Origin of the sequence: Flexivirga endophytica, from assembly GCF_014640635.1 — a bacterium.
Taxonomy (GTDB): Bacteria; Actinomycetota; Actinomycetes; order Actinomycetales; family Dermatophilaceae; genus Flexivirga; species Flexivirga endophytica.
On record NZ_BMHI01000008.1, the window covers coordinates 122,095 to 137,638 of the forward strand.

Below are 15,544 nucleotides of genomic sequence, written 5' to 3' on the forward strand. Positions count from 1 at the left end.
CAATCGATTCGACAGTGGCGCAGCCGGATTCAGATGCTCAACCAAGGAGACCACTCAGATCGGCATCGGAGCCGATCACGATGCCGACGAGCACCATGATCAGCACGGCGGGCACGAGGATGAGCGACGTGACCAGCGTGATCTGCGGAGCGGCGCGGGCCGCCTTGCGGCGCATCCGCTGAGCGGACTCACGTCGCATGTCCGACGCGATGGTGTTGAGCGTGTCGGCCAGGGGCGCACCCAGTTCCTCGGACTGCAGGAAGGCCGCGACGAACTGTGTCATCGATGCCGCAGCGTTGCGTTCCTTCAGGCCGGTGAAGGCCTGCCGGATGCTGGCGCCGTTCTGCAACTGTCCGAGCACGATGGTGATCTCGTCACCCAACGGTCCGCCGAAGCGCTCGCCGACCCGTGCCAGGGCGGGCCGGAAGGCCACGCCTGCCTTCACCGTCACCGCGAGGATGTCCAGGAAGTCGGGCAGGTTGTTGTCGATGGCCTCACGTCGTTTGCGGCGGGCACCACTCAGGCCTCCGAAGGTCATCAGCAACGGCACGCCCAGGGGCGCGAGCGCCATCAGGAGGTTGCCCTGGCCGAGGAAGATCAGGCACAGCGGCAGCGTCAGGAGGTACCACATGACGAGTCGCCGCAGGAACGAGTCGATCGTCATACCGTTCGGGCGGCCGGCCTCGTTGATGCGGCGCTGCAGGTCGGCCGTCCGCTTCGGGCCGAGCGCCCGGCGGACCGCCGGGACGAAACGGGACGCGAGCTTCTCCAGCGGCCGCAAGCCCTTGGCCTCGTCCTGCTGGGCGCCGCGCAGCAGGACCAGGTCCTCGACCGCGAGTCCCTCGGCGGCGTCGGAACGCAGCCAGCGGTAGCCGACCAGGAAGACGACGAAACAGGTGGTCACCGCGAGGCCGGCCCACAGGGGCATGAAGTCGTTCATGGTTCGATCCGGGTGATGCGACGAATGAGGAAAAGCCCGAGCCCGTAAAGGCCACCGGCGACGACCAGGGCGACCTGGCCGAAGGGCGACGTGGTCATCTTCTCCACGGTGCCGGAGTTGATGGTGTTGAGCATGACCAGCATCAGCAGACCCATCGCAGCCACCATGTAGCCGGTGAGGGTCGCCTGCGCGAGCGTGGTGCGGATCTCCCGGCGGGTCTCCTTGCGCGCCTCGAGCGTGTCGGCGATGTCGCGCAACGAGGTGACCAGCGAGCCACCGCTGCGGGAAGAGACGAGCAGCGTCGAGACCAGCACCTGGATCTCGCGGGAGGGCAGCCGATCGTGTATGCCGGTCAGGCCGTTCTCCAACGAGTCGCCGAACTGCATGGCCCGGGCCACCCTGGACAACTCCTCCGACGCCGGCTCGGCGAGCTCGTCCGACGCGAGGGAGACAGCCGTGCGGATGGACAGCCCGGCACCGGTGGCGTTCGCCAGCACCCGGGCCAGTTCGGGCATCTGCAGGATGAAGGCCTCCCGGCGCCGTTCACGTGCTCGGCGCAGGAACACACGGAGGCCTTGCACGGACAACGCGAGTCCGAGGATCCCGAAGGCGGGCGCGAGCAGCTTGTCGAGGATCAGAGCGACGAGGAACGCGGCCGCAGTGGACAACAACACGACCTGCAGCGGCGATCGTTTGATGCCGGCGAGAAGCAGATGGGTGGTGACCCACTGGCCGGGACGGGTCCGTCGGAAACGGGCGTCGAGGGCGCTGAATCCGCTGGTCTGCGGCGCGTCGTCCTCGGCGAGGATCAGGTCGTGCAGCCGGGCTCGTTCGCTGAGGACTCCCGCGATGTCGCGGACGCCTGCGACGAAGACCGCGGCGACGAGCAGGGTCGCACCCAGGAGGAGGACCGGACTGTTCGTCGTCATTGCGCCACCTGCATTCCGTCCGGCAGGCGCTCCCCGGTCGACTCCAGTCGATCCCGCAGACGCGCGGGAGCGGAGCCGAGGACGAATCCGCCGGGCGCCGAGCCCGATCCCGCGACGGTGGGGTCCCATCGCATCAGCGAGTGCAGCCGGAACGGCGCGTCATACTCGGAGACGACGTAGTCGCACGACACGACACGACGAGCGCCGTCCGAGCCGCGCTGGAGCTGGACGATCACGTCGACCGCCTGGTTGACCTGTTCGTGCAGCGCCTGGAACGGAATCTCGACGTCGCTCATCGACGCCAGCGTCTGCAGCCGGGTCAGCGCGTCGCCGGCGGTGTTGGCGTGCACCGTCGTCAGTGACCCCTCGTGGCCGGTGTTCATCGCCTGCAACATGTCCAATGCCTCGCCGCCACGGCATTCGCCGACCACGATGCGATCGGGACGCATGCGCAGTGAGTTGCGGACCAGCTCCCGGATGGGCACCGCGCCGCTGCCCTCCACGTTTGCCGGCCGGGTCTCCAGCCGGATGACGTGCTCCTGTTCGAGGGACAGCTCCGCAGCGTCCTCGATGGTGATGATGCGCTCGTGGTCGGGGATGAACGCGGACAGCGCGTTGAGCATCGTGGTCTTGCCGGAGGCCGTGCCACCGGACACGATCACGTTCAGTCGTGCCTGCACGCACCGGCGGAGGAACTCTGCGGTGGTCTCGTCCAGCGTTCCCCGGGCGAGGAGTTCGCTGAGACCGTAGGCCTTCGGGAACAACCGGATCGTGACCACGGGGCCGTTGAGTGCGAGCGGCGGGAGCACCACGTGCACGCGGGCGCCACGCGGCATACGAGCATCCGGCGGCAACCGCGCGTCGACCATCGGATTCGATTCGTCGACCCGACGGTTGACGGTCGAGACGATCCGGTCGATGGTCTGCACCAGCTGCTCCTCGCTGGAGAACGCCGAGGGGAGCCTCTGCAGCTTGCCGAAACGCTCGACATACAGCTCGTGATGGCCGTTGATCATGATCTCGCTGATCGTGTCGTCGGCGAGGAGCGGCTCGAGCACACCGAGCCCGACGGCCTCGTCGACGACTCGGCGGACCAGCTGATTGCGCTGCCGGGAGCTGAGGATCAGTCCCTCGCGGGAGACGAGATGCGCCATGACCCGCTCGAGACGGACCCGCCGTTGCGAGGCGTCCATCCGGCTCAGTTCGCCCAGGTCGATCTCCTCCAGCAGGATCGCCTTGAACCTGCGGATCACCGCTTCGTCGGCGTCATCGACGGGTGTGGCTTCGCGACGTCCGGCCCGCGGGGCAACCGCGTGGCGTTCGTCCGATGCGGTGGAGAAGTGGCCCCTCATGGCATCACGACCGTCTTGCTGACGTCGTGCAGCGGCAGCACGCTCGTCCGGGGGATGTGCACCGTGACGGTGGCTGCATGGTCCGGGCCGTGGACGGTGACCTTCGCCGGACCGATCCCGGACGGGAGGGACCGGCGGGCCGCGGTCGTCGGGTCCTGACCCAGCGAGTAGGCACGCGCAGCGGCGCGTGCGGCGGACTCCGCCGCGTTCGCCGTGTATGCCGCGGCGACGAACTGCAGGACCATCGAGACGACGAGGGCGACGAGCGGCAGCAGTCCGACGATCTCGATGCTGGCCACGCCACGGTCCCGGCGAGCCGGTGCGTGACGGCTCACGGTTCCTGCACCACCTTGCGCGTGGCGTCGATCGACCACGGCCCGGACAGCACGCCGGGCACGAAGATCGGCACCTTCACGTGCACGTGGACGACGCCGTCGGCCGGTGCCTTCGAGCTCGGGTCCACGGACATGCCGTCGCGGAAGTAGCTGGGGACCTTCTCGTATGCCGTCGGTCCGGGCGCCTGACCCATCGACGCCTGACGCGCGGCGGCGTCGGCGGCGTGCGAGGCGTAGATGGACGACATACCGACCAGCGCGATCTGCCAGAGGAAGACGCAGACCAGCAGGATGGTGGGCAACAGGCCGACCGTCTCGATGCTGATCTGGCCAGATTCGGCGCCGGACGGCTTGGCACCCCGTTGCCAGCGCTTGCCGCGACCACGCCGGCGTTCGTCGCGCCGGGTGGTGATCTCCGCCTTGATCGCCTCGGCGGCGATGTCGGTGCGCGGCTTCACCGGCACAAGTTCGATCTCCTTGCCGATGGCGCGCAGCGCCTTCCACCAGGAGCTCTCCCGCAGTGTGAGTGGGTCGCGTGAGTTGACGGCTGCCTCGAGTTGCTTGTGTAGCGATGGAAGCGCCACCGAGATGACCGGCGCCTGCGCGAGACGATGGACCAGGTCGGCCTGGATCGCGTTGCGCTTGCTGCTGTCGTTGACCAGCACGCGCGTGGTGTCGGCCTTGCGCACACCGAGTCCGTCCCAGGAGTCGAGGTTGCGTCGTACGCCGCGCAGGGAGAGGACGTCGGGTGTCGTGACCATGACGACCTCGTCCGCCAGCTCGACGGCGGCGACCTGTGTCGGCGTCACGTGCGAGCCGCCGTCGATGATGACCAGGTCGTAGGCCTGCCGGAGAGTCGCGATGATGACCCGCACCGACTGCGGGGTGATGAACTCGACCTCCTGCACCTGATGCGGTGTCAGCAGGAGGTGCAGACCGGAGTCATGGGGGACGACCGCGTCGGCGATGGTGCGGACGTTGAGGTCGTCGGACACCCGCGCGACGTCCGCGATCGAGCTGCGGTAGCGGACGTCGATCAGGCTGGAGACGTCGCCCTTCTCCAGGTCGAGATCGAGCAGCGCGACACGGAAGTTGGGCACCTCGCGGGCGACGTCGAGCGCGATGTGTGTGGCGACCGTCGACGTCCCGACACCGCCCTTGGAGCCGGCGAAACAGATCACCCGTGCCCCGACACCACTGACCGGATCATGAGGCGCCGCAACGACATCGGTCATCGCACGCGACCACTCGGTGGCCGCGCGCAACCTCGCCTCGACCTCCTCGAACGCCAGTGGATAGGTGAGGATCCCCCGTGCGCCGGCCTCCACGAGTGGCATCAGCGACTCCGGTGACGGGTCGCTGCACACCACGATCGTCGACATCGTCGGACGACGCAGCGACAACTCGCGCACGGCGTCGATCGCGGTCTGCGGGCCGACGGCGTCGTGCAGGATCGCCACGTCGGGCTCGAGGCGGATCACCGCGGCGCTGAACTCAGTGGTCGTCTCGGCGATGTAGCCGATCTCGAGGTCGCCGATCTCGTCCAGTTGAGAACGCAATTCGTAGGCGAGGGCCTGATCGGCGCAGCCGATCACGACGGTTTTGGTCATTTCGATCCCTCCGGAACCGCTTTGCCGCCGAGCTTCGTGGCGTCATACGGATCGTCCTTCTTCGGGTCCTGGTGGCTGACCGGCGGTAGCTTCACGACGCGCAGGTCGGCGGCGAACGCCGAGGCGTAGGTCACCGCCATCGAGTCTTCGGCGGTGAGTGCCAGAGTCACGGCGATGTAGTTGGCGGGGGAGTTGCCGGACCCCTTGCTGTTCGACGAACCCTGTTCTGACTGTGGGGAACTGACGGAGATGACCCTCACGTCGTGCACCAGCACACGCACCTGCTTGGGCAGGCCCTCCACGTCCGAATAGACCGCGTAGGCGTCCACCGAGTCGCCGGCGCGCAGGTTGTTGGCGCCGCCCGTCACGGAGTCGACCTTGATGGTGATGAACCGCTGGTGCTGCGTCTGGTCGGTCGGTGCGACCAGCAGGTCCGAGGTCAGCGTGGCTCCGGCCGAGACGCTGACGGCGAGCTTGTGGCCGACGACCTCACTCGGGTCCGTGATCGACCGGGCGCCGACCCACCGCTTCGGAACCTCGACCGTCTTGAGGTCGCTCTGCCGGATCACCGCGAACGCCGAACGGGACTTCTTGAGAGCCAATACGGTGACTTTCGAGCCGACCTGGGTGTTCACGTTGCTGACGTATGACGAGACCCCGGCGAAGACTCCGATGGCTCCGAGGACCGCGATGATGATCAACACCATGCCCCTGCGCTGACGCGGGTTCATCGCTCTGGTTTTCCTTCCGACGGGTGCGCCCTGTATGTCGTTCCATAAGTGACGCGCATTGCGCTGCTCACCCGAATATCGATGTGGCAGAACGCAAATCGGTTCCATGGATCTCACCGGCACCGGGCCACGCAACCCTGGACATGCGACCGGCTGCACCTACAGAGTTCGCCAACGGGCCCGGTTGCGTAAGGGACCGTGGGCCCACATTTGGTCCCACCGGAGCTGGGTCTGCCTTGGGGGTCTCGGACCCATCGCCGCCGGTGTCCGCATCGGAAGCATTGCGGGCACGGCCGGCACAGGTGATCGGCTGCTCGTGGAGGAGTTTGACGATGGACATTCAGGTGGGGACGGTGTGGCGCGCCGCGGTGATCACCGCAGTGGGCGGCACCGTGGCAGCGTTGTCCGGTGCACTGATCGCCGGGGCGGGGAACGACATCAGCCGCGGTTACGTGATGCGGGTCGCCGTGCTGACCGTCGTGGTGCTTGCGACGGTGGTGATCCTTGCCGGCCGCAGTGTGCGCCTCGGGCAGCGTCATACCTTCGCCGGCTCGGTGATGCTGGGTTCGGCGATCGGCTTCCTGCTCGATCCGGCCACCTGGGGCGGACGCGCGTACGTCGCCCAGGTGGTGCTGGGCTCCGGTCTGCTGGCCGCAGTCGTCGACCTGCTTCTGCTGCTGGTCCTGACCGGCGCACTCACCGTCACTCTCGGCGCACGCCTCGTGCGTCCGGAAGCCAGCCGCTCGCTCCACGCGAACAGTTACGTGAGCGAGGGGTACCGATCATGATGTGCCGCAAGAGGATTCGCGACGATCGGGGCCAAGCGACACTCGAGACCACCGGCATGCTGGCGCTTGCTGCGCTGCTCGTGCTGGCGCTGGTCGCCTCGATGACGACGGGTGCGCCGGCGCTTGCCAGCCAGGCGCGTGCCGCGATCTGCAAGGTCGTCACACTCGGCCAGGGCAGTTGCCACGCGAGTAGCCCCGAGGCGATATCGCACCAGCCGAAGGACGCGTGCGTCGTCAGCGCCCAGTCCGCGGACGCCAAGGTCTCGGTGAGCTTCATCGTGACCGGCAGCGAGGGCCAGAAGTACCAGGTCGAGAAGATGAGCGACGGTACCTACCGCATCACCAACGCAGAGACCGGGGGCGCGTCGATCGGGGTCGGCGTGGGATTCGATGTGACCGGGACGTGGGACAACAACAAGTACGGCGCGAGCGCCAACGCCAACGCGCACATCGGCCTCCAGTTCACCGAGGGCAAGGTCTACACCGCCCACTCGCGTGCCGAGCTCGAGAACGTGATGAGCGCCCTGATGCAGGACACCGTCGAGGACCACATGGTCGGGCACGACGGACCGTTCCGGTGGCTCTCGGACCAGGCGCTGGATCTGGCCGGGGTCAAGAAGGACCTGCCGGACTCCACCTCTGAGTTCATCGAGGGCGGTATCGAAGGCGGTGCAGCGGCGAACGTGACCGCGGTCGCCGACGGCGCGGCCGCCAAGGTCAGTGTCGCCGAAGGCCTCGGCTACCAGAAGAACAGCGACGGCTCGACGGTTGCCTATTACCAGGCGGAGGTGAAGGGCAGCGTCCAGGCCGAGATGCTGTATGGCGAGAACTCGAAGCAGGCCAAGGCCGCCGCTGACGGCAAGATGAAGCTGCTGACCCAGGTGACCAGGGACAAGAACGGCAAGGTCACCGGCGTCACGGTCAAGACGATGATGGCCGGCACCGCGAACGCCACCGAGGACGGGTACGCCGGCGGGAAGCCGGACGCGGCCGGCTACCAGGAGACGACGATGACGCTTCCGATCAAGAACGCTCAGGACGCGAGCGTCGCGAACAACTTCTTACTCGCTCAAGGTCTCGCACTCGGCGGCTCGATGATCTACCCGCCGGCCGCAGTGGCCGGGGCCGTCGCGACCGTGCCCACGACAGTGGCGTTCGCCGACGCGGCACGGGACCACGGTTACGTGACCAAGCAGGACTTCACCGAGGACAGCCACAGCTACGGTGCGGACTTCGACGCGAAGCTGCTGGCCGAGGTCGGCGGATCGGTCGAGGTCAACACCAGCAACCTGACCGCTACCGGCGGACAGTACTGGGACGGCACGCAGTTCGTGGACTGGCCGGGTTGCGGCGGAGGAGCCTGACCCCGATAGGCAACTGCGGCCGGCAGCGTAGAAGCTGCCGGCCGCATCGCCATGCACGAGTGACGAGGCGCGGAGGCGTCAGCGGGCGTCGCCGGGCGACCGGTCGCCCGTGGCCAACCAGGGGTTGTCGGCCGGCGGCGCGGCTGGGCGGGCCCGCGGCAGCTGGAACGCCCGCTTGACCGGTTGTGGGTCGGCCGGCGGCTGCCCCTGGGCGGGCGGCGGCGAGGCCGGCGGCACCGGTGCAGTCGGTATGACGGGCGCGACACCCGGGACCTGGACGGACATCCAGTGGGTCAGTCGCGGCGGGGTCAGGTGGCAGAACGCGCATTGGGCCCAGACCGGATCACCACAGGTCGGGCAGCGCCCGTCCGGTGGCGACAACTGCAGCGCGGCGGGCTCGGGGCTGACGACATACTCGACAGCCCGGTCCAGGCCCCAACGCGCGGCCAGCCGGTGTGGAGCGCCCAGAACCTCTTGGTGTTGCACGGCATACGCCGAGCACAGTCGCTCACCGACCCGCCGGTCCGGCGCGCTGCTCGTGCGCAACACGCGCACTGCGGCTGCGTTCGGCACTGCGGCCTCCGGACGTCGCCGGACCTCCGCGGTGGGCTGGAGCGTGACGAAGTAACCGCCGTGGAACGGCCACCAGGACCCGAGGTGCTGCCCGAAGGACGGACTCGGCGACTCGAGCTTGCCGACCCGCTTCAGCCACGCACCGGCATACGAACTGGCGACGTGGGCGCGGACCGCTGCGATGAACTCCGCCCGATGCTGCAGGCGCGGAGCGCAGTCCCGGATGGCGGCCAGGACACCGGTGACGTGGGTGGGCAGGGGGACGACGGCGACCTGCGGGCTCTGCTCCGGCAGCAGCTCGTCGAGTTGGGTGCCCTGACCGATCCGCGGATCGCGTTCCAGGTCGGGCACGAAGACGATGGCATCACCGGCGGCACCCCTGCTGCGGAAGAGATCGTTGGCCCAGGTCGGCGAGCCCGGGTCGGTCACCGTCACCGCCGGTGCGTCACCGGTCGGACCGGCACCGCCCCGTGCGATCACCCCGAGCATGGGCGCGGAAAGCTGGTTCATCTCTTCCTCTCGGACGTGCTGTCCACGGGCGACGTCTGCGAACGACGGCCCTTCGTCATGGCTATGACGCGAGAAGTGCCAGCACGGTGCCACCGATCATGAACGGCCCGAACGCGATGTAACTGTGTCGTGTCGCCCGCCGGGTGATGAGCAGGCCGGCCGCCCACAGGCCGCCCAGGATGAACCCGGCGAACGTGCCGCTCAGGACGGTGGACCAGGAGAACCAGCCGAGCAGGGTGCCCAGCCCGAGCGCGAGCTTGACGTCGCCGAGGCCCAGCCCGGCGCCGCCGCGGGACACCAGGAGCAACAGGAGGTATGCCGCGCCGAGCACTGCGCCGGCCACGACCGCGCGCAGCAGGGCGAACCAGTGGCCCGTCGACACGCTGGCCACCGCGGCGATGACGACCGCGACGGGTGCGAGGCGGAAGGTCAGCGCATCCGGCAGCCGGTGCACGTCGAGGTCGATGGCGGTCAGCGCGGCGAGCAACGGCAGGCTGAGGCAGTAGGCGGCGGCGACGACCGGGTCATGGGCGTCGGCCAGGGCGTGACCGACCAGCAACGCGACCACCGGCAGGACGACGACCACCCAGAGGTGCGCTCGCGGCGGCGTATCCACCTCGTCCTCGCGTCGATGGGCCGCCGTCAGGAGCTTGCGACGCAGGAGCACGCCGACAGGGAGGGCGATGCAGCACGCGATGGCGCCGACAAGCCAGGCATTCATCCTCGTTCGACGGCGAGGCGGTCACCTGGTTCCACGCCCCACGAAGCCAGTGCCCCGGCCGCCGCTTCCACCGTGACGGCTGCGCGCCGGCGCGGCCGCGTCATACCGACCCATGGCCGCAGGGTGGCGACGCGCAGCACGGTGCCCTCCTTGTCGAGCACGGCGACGTCGATCGGATAGCGCATGCCGACCATGTGGACCGACGGGCAGCGGGTCAGCCAGAGAGCTCCCTCGACCTCGTCGGTGCCGAGCAGTCCCTTGCGCCGGCTGCGCGCGGTGTCGGCGACGGCACATGCCCCGACCGCCCTGCCGTTGCACAGCAACCGGTGCGGTCCCGGCCCGAATGTCCTGGTGCCCACGGATTCCCCTCTCCCTGCGCCATGGTGCGACGCGCACCGAGAGTAGCCGCCACGCGGGGGGCGTGGTTGGGTCCGCGGACCCCGTTCCGCCGCACCCGGATATGACAGCTACCGGCGAGTCGCCAGGACTCCGGCGACGGTGGCGGCGACCATGGAGCCCACATGAGTCTCCTTGATCGCGTTCGCACCACTCTGCCGACGTCCCTCGCCTCGTCCGACGAGCCGCGGGACTGGCGTCAACTGTCCATCGCCGCCGGGTATGGCGCCGTCGGCGCCGTCACCCTCGGCCTCCTCCTGATCGTCCCGGTGATGGCAGCCTGGGCGGCCGACGCGCGCAGCACGACGTCGTGGACCGATGCGCTGAGCTTCGCCGGTGACGGCTGGGCGCTGGCCCATCGCGGTCACGTCTCCGTCGCGGCCGATGCGGCGACCCACTCGGTGACGTTCGCGCCGCTGGTGCTGACGGCGCTCGCCGTCGTGTTCGCCCGGATGGCGGCCAAGGCGATGCTGACGCACCTGTCCGGACGCGCTGGCGCGTGGTGGGAGGGGCCTGCGGCATACATCGCGGGCTATGTCGTGTCGGGGCTGGTCATCACCGGCCTCTCGCTGAGCGGCCCGGCACACCCCAACCTGTTCACGGTGTTCCCCGGCGCTCTCGTGGTGGGCTTCGCGGGCTGCGTGTGGGCGTTGCTGCGCAGTGATGAACCCGTCGCGGAGCAGGCCAAAACGTTTGTGGGTCAGCGCATCTCGCTGTCGACGCGGCGCGCGCTGCGCCCGGCGACGGAGGGCCTGCTCGGCTACCTGGGCGTCGGTCTCGTCGTGGTCTTGTTGCTGCTGGTGACGCATGCTTCGCAGGTCGGCGATCTGAGCGGACAACTGGACACAGGCCTGCTCGGCGGCGTGGTCCTGTGGCTGGGCCAACTCGCGGCCCTGCCCAATCTGCTCGTCTGGTCGGCCGGCTGGACCACCGGTGCATCGATGCAGCTGGGCGCGGTCAGCGTCGGCGGCACCTCCGTGCACGGTGGCCTGCTGCCGATGATCCCGGTGCTCGGAGCGGTGCCCGGAGCCGGAGCACTGCCCGCCATCACCGTTGCCGCGCCGCTCCTGCCGGTGCTGCTCGGAGTCTTCGTCGGTTACCGCTCGCTGGGCAACCTGACCACTTACGCGTCCCTGCGGACCAAGGCGATCACCGCCGCACAGGCGGCCGGCATGACCGTCGCGATGGTGCTGCTGCTCAGCTGGCTGTCCACTGCAGGTGTCAGTGGCGGCTCGCTGGACTACGTCGGTCCGTCGCTCATGATCGTGCCGTTGCTGGTCGTCGAGTTGCTGCTGGGCGCGCTGCTCGCGACGCTCTTCCTGCACTGGAAGCGCGCGCTGCGCCGCTGACCGGTCAGCGGACTCGATCGTGCCGAATGCGCCGTATACAGCGCGTTCGGCACGATCGAGTCGCTGGGGAGGACGGCTGTCCACAGGCGTTCTGCCGTCGGTCGCGGAAATCGGCGAAGCTCTCGGAATGGATGCAGCAGCGGGCGCAGCCGTCGAGCGCACCATCGTCGGCCGACCGCTGCTGTATGGCGTGCAGCGTCGCACGATCGCTCGGGAGCTTGCTGCCGAGCACGGTGGCGTCGTGCATCGCCGGACGTTGGCACAGCACGGCATCGACCGGCACGGCATACGACACGAGATGGAGGCTGGTCGGTGGTTCCGCGCCGGGCGACACACCGTGGCAGTCACCGGACCCGACCTCGGACCCGAAGCGCTGCTGTGGCGTGCGGTGTGGGAGAGCGGCTCCGGAGCTCGGCTGGACGGCGCATCCGCGCTGATCGCGGATGGCTTGACGGGCTTCACCCACGCGCTGATCGACGTGTCGCTGGCTGCCGACAACCGGCATCATCCGGTTGAGGGTGTCCGCCTGCACCGGGTGGCCGTCCCGTCGCCCAACGTCAGAGCCGGGATCCCGCGGGTGGCCACCGAGGTCGCGGCGATCCACGCTGGACAGTGGGCGGTGTCGAACCGCCAGGCGGCATTGTTGATCTGTTTGTCGGTGCAGCAACGGTTGACCAGTCCGGCGCGACTGGGACTTGCCTGGCGCGGGGTGACCCGGTCGCCACGACGGGCGTTCCTGGGTGCGGTGATCGGTGATGTCACGGACGGAGCACACTCCCTGGGCGAGCTCGACTTCACGCGCATGGTGCGTGCGGTCGGATTGCCGGAGCCGACGCGCCAAGTGGTGCGGGAAGGCCCGAAGGGTCGCGTCTACCTCGACGTCAGCTGGGACGATGTCGGACTGGTCGTGGAGATCGATGGCGGGCACCACGCGCTCGCGCTCAATCCGATCGACGACGCGCTCCGGCAGAACGACCGGGTCGTCGCCGGCGAGCGGGTCATCCGCATCCCGGTGATCGGTCTGCGGTTGACGCCGAACGAATTTCTGGCGCAGGTCCGTCAGATGTATGACGTGCTGGCGCGGAACCAGATTCGGTAGTGCCGAACGCGCTCCATGGGGCGCGTTCGGCACAACGAAAAGGTCGTGCTGAGCCTACGGTAGGACCATGGACCCCGAGCTGCTGCTGACCGAGCTGCGCCGGGAAGTCATCCAGCGGGCCGGGCTGCTCGACGAGACGTTCGACGATGTCGTCGCCGCGTTGCGGGACAGCAACGCCGACGACGAGCACGACCCCGAGGGACACACGATCGCGGTGGACCGCGCGATGGTCGATGCACTGCGCCGCGATGCCGGTGCGCAACTGGTGCGTATCGATGCGGCGCTGGCCCGGGTGGAGGCCGGCACCTACGGCACGTGCGAGCGGTGCGGCACCCCGATCGCAGACGCACGGCTGGAGGCGTTGCCGACGACCACGCTGTGCATCGGGTGCGCGGGCAGCTGAGGTAGTTTTCTGCGGTGACCTCCCCTCGCGAGTACAGCGGACAGCCGGTGCCGATCGTCGTTCTCGTCTCCGGATCGGGGACCTTGCTGCAGGCGTTGCTCGACGCCGCGCAGGATCCCGCGTATGGCGTGCGCATCGCCGCTGTCGGGGCCGACCGCCCCGACATCGAGGGGTTGGCCCGGGCCGAGGGCGCAGGGGTGCCGACGTTCGTCTGCCGCGTCAAGGATCATCCGGACCGGACCGCCTGGGACGTCGCGTTGACCGAGCAGGTGGCGACATACGAGCCCTCGCTGGTGGTCTCCGCCGGCTTCCTCAAGCTGGTGGGGGAGCGTTTCCTGGCGTCGTTCGGCGGCCGCTACCTCAACAGTCACAACGCATTGTTGCCGAGCTTTCCCGGCATACACGGCCCGCGTGATGCCCTGGAGTATGGCGTGAAGCTCGCCGGTGCAACGCTTTTCGTCGTCGACGCCGGCGTCGACACCGGCGCGATCGTCGCCCAGTGCGCCGTGCCGGTGCAGGACGACGACACCGTCGACTCGTTGACCGAGCGGATCAAGCAGGCCGAGCGACCCCAACTCGTGGAGTGGGTCGGCCGACTGGCACGGGACGGTTTCGCCGTGGACGGCCGACGCGTGCGCATCGGATAAACTGCGGTCACACGACTGGCGCAGGTGGGTAACCACCAGGGAGTGGAGTCGCGTGCATCGCCCGCCTGGGTGCGCGCACCCGTCAAGGCACCCCTGCAAGGAGAGTCATGTCCGAGCCCCAAGATCGTCGTCCCGTCAAGCGCGCACTCGTCTCCGTCTACGACAAGACCGGGCTGGAAGACCTCGCCCGCGGCCTGCACGAAGCCGGCGTCGAGCTGGTCTCCACCGGTGGCTCCGCCGCCCTCATCGAGGGCCTCGGCATCCCGGTGACCAAGGTCGAGGACCTCACCGGCTTCCCCGAGTGCCTCGACGGGCGCGTCAAGACACTGCACCCGAAGGTCCACGCCGGCATCCTGGCCGACACCCGCATCCCCGAACACCTCTCGCAGCTGGACGAACTCGGCGTTGCGCCGTTCGAGCTGGTCGTCTCCAACCTCTACCCCTTCCGGGCGACGGTCGCCTCCGGCGCCACTCCGGACGAGTGCATCGAGCAGATCGACATCGGCGGTCCGTCGATGGTGCGTGCCGCGGCCAAGAACCACCCGAGCGTCGCGATCGTCACCTCGCCGGACGCGTACGGGGCCACCCTCGACGCAGTCGCCGCCGGCGGCTTCACGCTCGATGAGCGAAAGTTGCTGGCAGCGCAGGCGTTCCAGCACACGGCCGACTACGACAACACCGTCGCCAACTGGATCAGCAACGTCTATGTCGACACCAGCGACGGCACCGGATTCCCGAACTGGTCCGGCGCGACCTTCGGCAAGGCACAGGACCTGCGGTATGGCGAGAACCCCCACCAGGGCGCCGCGCTCTACCGCCACTGGCGGCCCGGCATCGCCTCGGCCGAGCAGCTCTTCGGCAAGGCCATGTCCTACAACAACTACGTCGACGCCGACGCCGCGGTGCGGGCGGCATACGACCACGGCGACCAGCCCACCGTCGCGGTCATCAAGCACGCGAATCCCTGTGGCATCGCAGTCGGTTCGGACATCGCGGACGCGCACCGCAAGGCGCACGCCTGCGACCCGATGTCGGCGTTCGGCGGCGTGATCGCCACCAACCGGCCGGTGACGGTCGAGATGGCAGAGACGGTGAAGGACATCTTCACCGAGGTCGTCGTTGCGCCGGACTTCGAGCCCGGCGTCGTGGAGATCCTCAGCAAGCGCAAGGCGATCCGGCTGCTCAAGCTGTCGTCGGAGGACGCGCAGCAGCGTGACCCGGTGGAGATCCGGCCGATCAGCGGCGGGATGCTGATGCAGCGGGTCGACAAGGTGGACGCGGAGATCAAGGACGAGGACGGCAACATCACCGGTGGCGACGACGCAGCCAACTGGCGGCTCGTGTCCGGGGAGGCCGCGAACGAGGCTACGCTCGCCGACCTGCAGTTCGCCTGGCGCGCCATACGAGCGGTGAAGTCCAACGCCATCCTGCTCGCCTCCGACGGTGCCTCCGTCGGAGTCGGCATGGGCCAGGTCAACCGGGTCGACTCCTGCCACCTCGCGGTCAACCGCGCCGGCGAGGAGCGGGCCCGCGGCTCCGTCGCTGCCTCGGACGCGTTCTTCCCGTTCCCGGACGGCCTACAGGTCCTCCTCGACGCCGGCGTGAAAGCCGTTGTCGCACCTGGTGGTTCGATGCGTGACCAGTCGGTCATCGACGCCGCCGTCGAAGCCGGCGTGACCATGTACTTCACCGGCACCCGGCACTTCGCACATTGAGCTGTGGCACCGCGAGCGAGCTCGCGGTGCCACAGCTCAATGGCTGTGTTCTTGTGCGCCGCTCCTCCTCCGGCCGGCCTCG

General features: G+C 68.8%; 16 protein-coding genes and 1 riboswitch. Of the genes, 7 read left to right on the forward strand and 9 right to left on the reverse strand.

Annotation, left to right across the window (positions count from 1 at the left end; translation table 11 throughout):
• Nucleotides 1–37: 37 nt before the first annotated feature.
• Genes IEX71_RS21595 through cpaB form a run of 6 tightly spaced genes read right to left on the reverse strand, consistent with a single transcriptional unit; the run spans nt 38 to nt 5,897 of the window.
• Nucleotides 38–940, reverse strand: coding sequence for a type II secretion system F family protein (locus tag IEX71_RS21595; RefSeq protein WP_188839158.1), 903 nt, complete (start codon nt 938–940; stop codon nt 38–40).
• A complete protein-coding gene (locus IEX71_RS21600) occupies nt 937–1,869 on the reverse strand; it encodes a type II secretion system F family protein (protein ID WP_188839159.1) in 933 nt (310 codons plus the stop codon). The genes IEX71_RS21595 and IEX71_RS21600 overlap by 4 nt, the downstream gene beginning before the upstream one ends.
• Complete coding sequence (locus IEX71_RS21605; protein WP_188839160.1) at nt 1,866–3,221, reverse strand: TadA family conjugal transfer-associated ATPase; 1,356 nt, start codon at nt 3,219–3,221, stop codon at nt 1,866–1,868. Before IEX71_RS21605 ends, IEX71_RS21600 begins: the two co-directional genes overlap by 4 nt.
• On the reverse strand, nt 3,218–3,556 hold the full coding sequence (locus IEX71_RS21610; RefSeq protein ID WP_188839161.1) for a TadE/TadG family type IV pilus assembly protein: 339 nt from the start codon (nt 3,554–3,556) through the stop codon (nt 3,218–3,220). The genes IEX71_RS21605 and IEX71_RS21610 overlap by 4 nt, the downstream gene beginning before the upstream one ends.
• Nucleotides 3,553–5,166: a CpaE/TadZ family protein gene (locus tag IEX71_RS21615; protein WP_188839162.1), complete on the reverse strand. Its 1,614-nt coding sequence runs from the start codon at nt 5,164–5,166 to the stop codon at nt 3,553–3,555. Before IEX71_RS21615 ends, IEX71_RS21610 begins: the two co-directional genes overlap by 4 nt.
• Nucleotides 5,163–5,897, reverse strand: coding sequence for a Flp pilus assembly protein CpaB (gene cpaB / locus IEX71_RS21620; RefSeq protein WP_188839163.1), 735 nt, complete (start codon nt 5,895–5,897; stop codon nt 5,163–5,165). Before cpaB ends, IEX71_RS21615 begins: the two co-directional genes overlap by 4 nt.
• Before the next feature lie 332 nt (nt 5,898–6,229).
• On the opposite strand from cpaB, the gene IEX71_RS21625 reads away from it, so the two are divergent.
• Nucleotides 6,230–6,685, forward strand: a complete 456-nt coding sequence (locus IEX71_RS21625; protein WP_188839164.1) for a hypothetical protein — start codon at nt 6,230–6,232, stop codon at nt 6,683–6,685.
• Entirely contained in the window at nt 6,682–8,049 is a 1,368-nt protein-coding gene (locus IEX71_RS21630; RefSeq protein WP_188839165.1) for a hypothetical protein, read from the forward strand. Before IEX71_RS21625 ends, IEX71_RS21630 begins: the two co-directional genes overlap by 4 nt.
• A 78-nt stretch (nt 8,050–8,127) precedes the next feature.
• On the opposite strand, the gene IEX71_RS21635 is transcribed toward IEX71_RS21630, so the two are convergent.
• The 3 genes from IEX71_RS21635 to IEX71_RS21645 all read right to left on the reverse strand — a co-directional run bounded on the left by IEX71_RS21635 (nt 8,128) and on the right by IEX71_RS21645 (nt 10,212).
• Complete coding sequence (locus IEX71_RS21635) at nt 8,128–9,132, reverse strand: hypothetical protein (protein ID WP_188839166.1); 1,005 nt, start codon at nt 9,130–9,132, stop codon at nt 8,128–8,130.
• A gap of 61 nt (nt 9,133–9,193) precedes the next feature.
• Nucleotides 9,194–9,853, reverse strand: a complete 660-nt coding sequence (locus IEX71_RS21640; protein WP_188839167.1) for a prepilin peptidase — start codon at nt 9,851–9,853, stop codon at nt 9,194–9,196.
• Entirely contained in the window at nt 9,850–10,212 is a 363-nt protein-coding gene (locus IEX71_RS21645) for a DUF192 domain-containing protein (protein ID WP_229749944.1), read from the reverse strand. Before IEX71_RS21645 ends, IEX71_RS21640 begins: the two co-directional genes overlap by 4 nt.
• 162 nt (nt 10,213–10,374) lie before the next feature.
• Between IEX71_RS21645 and IEX71_RS21650 the strand changes: the two genes are divergently transcribed.
• From IEX71_RS21650 to purH, 5 genes are all read left to right on the forward strand, one after another.
• The gene (locus IEX71_RS21650) at nt 10,375–11,598 is read left to right on the forward strand and encodes a cell division protein PerM (RefSeq protein WP_188839168.1); all 1,224 of its coding nucleotides are present in this window, start codon (nt 10,375–10,377) and stop codon (nt 11,596–11,598) included.
• Between the two features lie 127 nt (nt 11,599–11,725).
• Nucleotides 11,726–12,697, forward strand: a complete 972-nt coding sequence (locus tag IEX71_RS21655; RefSeq protein ID WP_229749945.1) for a putative endonuclease domain-containing protein — start codon at nt 11,726–11,728, stop codon at nt 12,695–12,697.
• A 67-nt stretch (nt 12,698–12,764) separates the two neighbouring features.
• On the forward strand, nt 12,765–13,100 hold the full coding sequence (locus tag IEX71_RS21660) for a TraR/DksA family transcriptional regulator (protein ID WP_188839169.1): 336 nt from the start codon (nt 12,765–12,767) through the stop codon (nt 13,098–13,100).
• Nucleotides 13,101–13,114: 14 nt separating this feature from the next.
• Nucleotides 13,115–13,747 carry a phosphoribosylglycinamide formyltransferase gene (gene purN / locus IEX71_RS21665; RefSeq protein ID WP_229749946.1) on the forward strand — a complete coding sequence of 211 codons (633 nt, stop codon included), beginning with the start codon at nt 13,115–13,117 and terminating at the stop codon, nt 13,745–13,747.
• Between the two features lies 1 nt (nt 13,748).
• A riboswitch (ZMP/ZTP riboswitch) is annotated at nt 13,749–13,825 on the forward strand.
• A 29-nt stretch (nt 13,826–13,854) separates the two neighbouring features.
• A complete protein-coding gene (purH, locus tag IEX71_RS21670; RefSeq protein WP_188839170.1) occupies nt 13,855–15,462 on the forward strand; it encodes a bifunctional phosphoribosylaminoimidazolecarboxamide formyltransferase/IMP cyclohydrolase in 1,608 nt (535 codons plus the stop codon).
• The last annotated feature ends 82 nt before the right edge of the window (nt 15,463–15,544 follow it).

What these genes read in the sequence shown, in the direction of transcription:
- IEX71_RS21595 (WP_188839158.1), bottom strand. Translation starts at nt 940, where the DNA reads ATGAACGACTTCATGCCCCTGTGGGCCGGCCTCGCGGTGACCACCTGT.
- IEX71_RS21600 (WP_188839159.1), bottom strand. Translation starts at nt 1,869, where the DNA reads ATGACGACGAACAGTCCGGTCCTCCTCCTGGGTGCGACCCTGCTCGTC.
- IEX71_RS21605 (WP_188839160.1), bottom strand. Translation starts at nt 3,221, where the DNA reads ATGAGGGGCCACTTCTCCACCGCATCGGACGAACGCCACGCGGTTGCC.
- IEX71_RS21615 (WP_188839162.1), bottom strand. Translation starts at nt 5,166, where the DNA reads ATGACCAAAACCGTCGTGATCGGCTGCGCCGATCAGGCCCTCGCCTAC.
- cpaB (WP_188839163.1), bottom strand. Translation starts at nt 5,897, where the DNA reads ATGAACCCGCGTCAGCGCAGGGGCATGGTGTTGATCATCATCGCGGTC.
- IEX71_RS21625 (WP_188839164.1), top strand. Translation starts at nt 6,230, where the DNA reads ATGGACATTCAGGTGGGGACGGTGTGGCGCGCCGCGGTGATCACCGCA.
- IEX71_RS21630 (WP_188839165.1), top strand. Translation starts at nt 6,682, where the DNA reads ATGATGTGCCGCAAGAGGATTCGCGACGATCGGGGCCAAGCGACACTC.
- IEX71_RS21635 (WP_188839166.1), bottom strand. Translation starts at nt 9,132, where the DNA reads ATGAACCAGCTTTCCGCGCCCATGCTCGGGGTGATCGCACGGGGCGGT.
- IEX71_RS21640 (WP_188839167.1), bottom strand. Translation starts at nt 9,853, where the DNA reads ATGAATGCCTGGCTTGTCGGCGCCATCGCGTGCTGCATCGCCCTCCCT.
- IEX71_RS21650 (WP_188839168.1), top strand. Translation starts at nt 10,375, where the DNA reads ATGAGTCTCCTTGATCGCGTTCGCACCACTCTGCCGACGTCCCTCGCC.
- IEX71_RS21655 (WP_229749945.1), top strand. Translation starts at nt 11,726, where the DNA reads ATGGATGCAGCAGCGGGCGCAGCCGTCGAGCGCACCATCGTCGGCCGA.
- IEX71_RS21660 (WP_188839169.1), top strand. Translation starts at nt 12,765, where the DNA reads ATGGACCCCGAGCTGCTGCTGACCGAGCTGCGCCGGGAAGTCATCCAG.
- purH (WP_188839170.1), top strand. Translation starts at nt 13,855, where the DNA reads ATGTCCGAGCCCCAAGATCGTCGTCCCGTCAAGCGCGCACTCGTCTCC.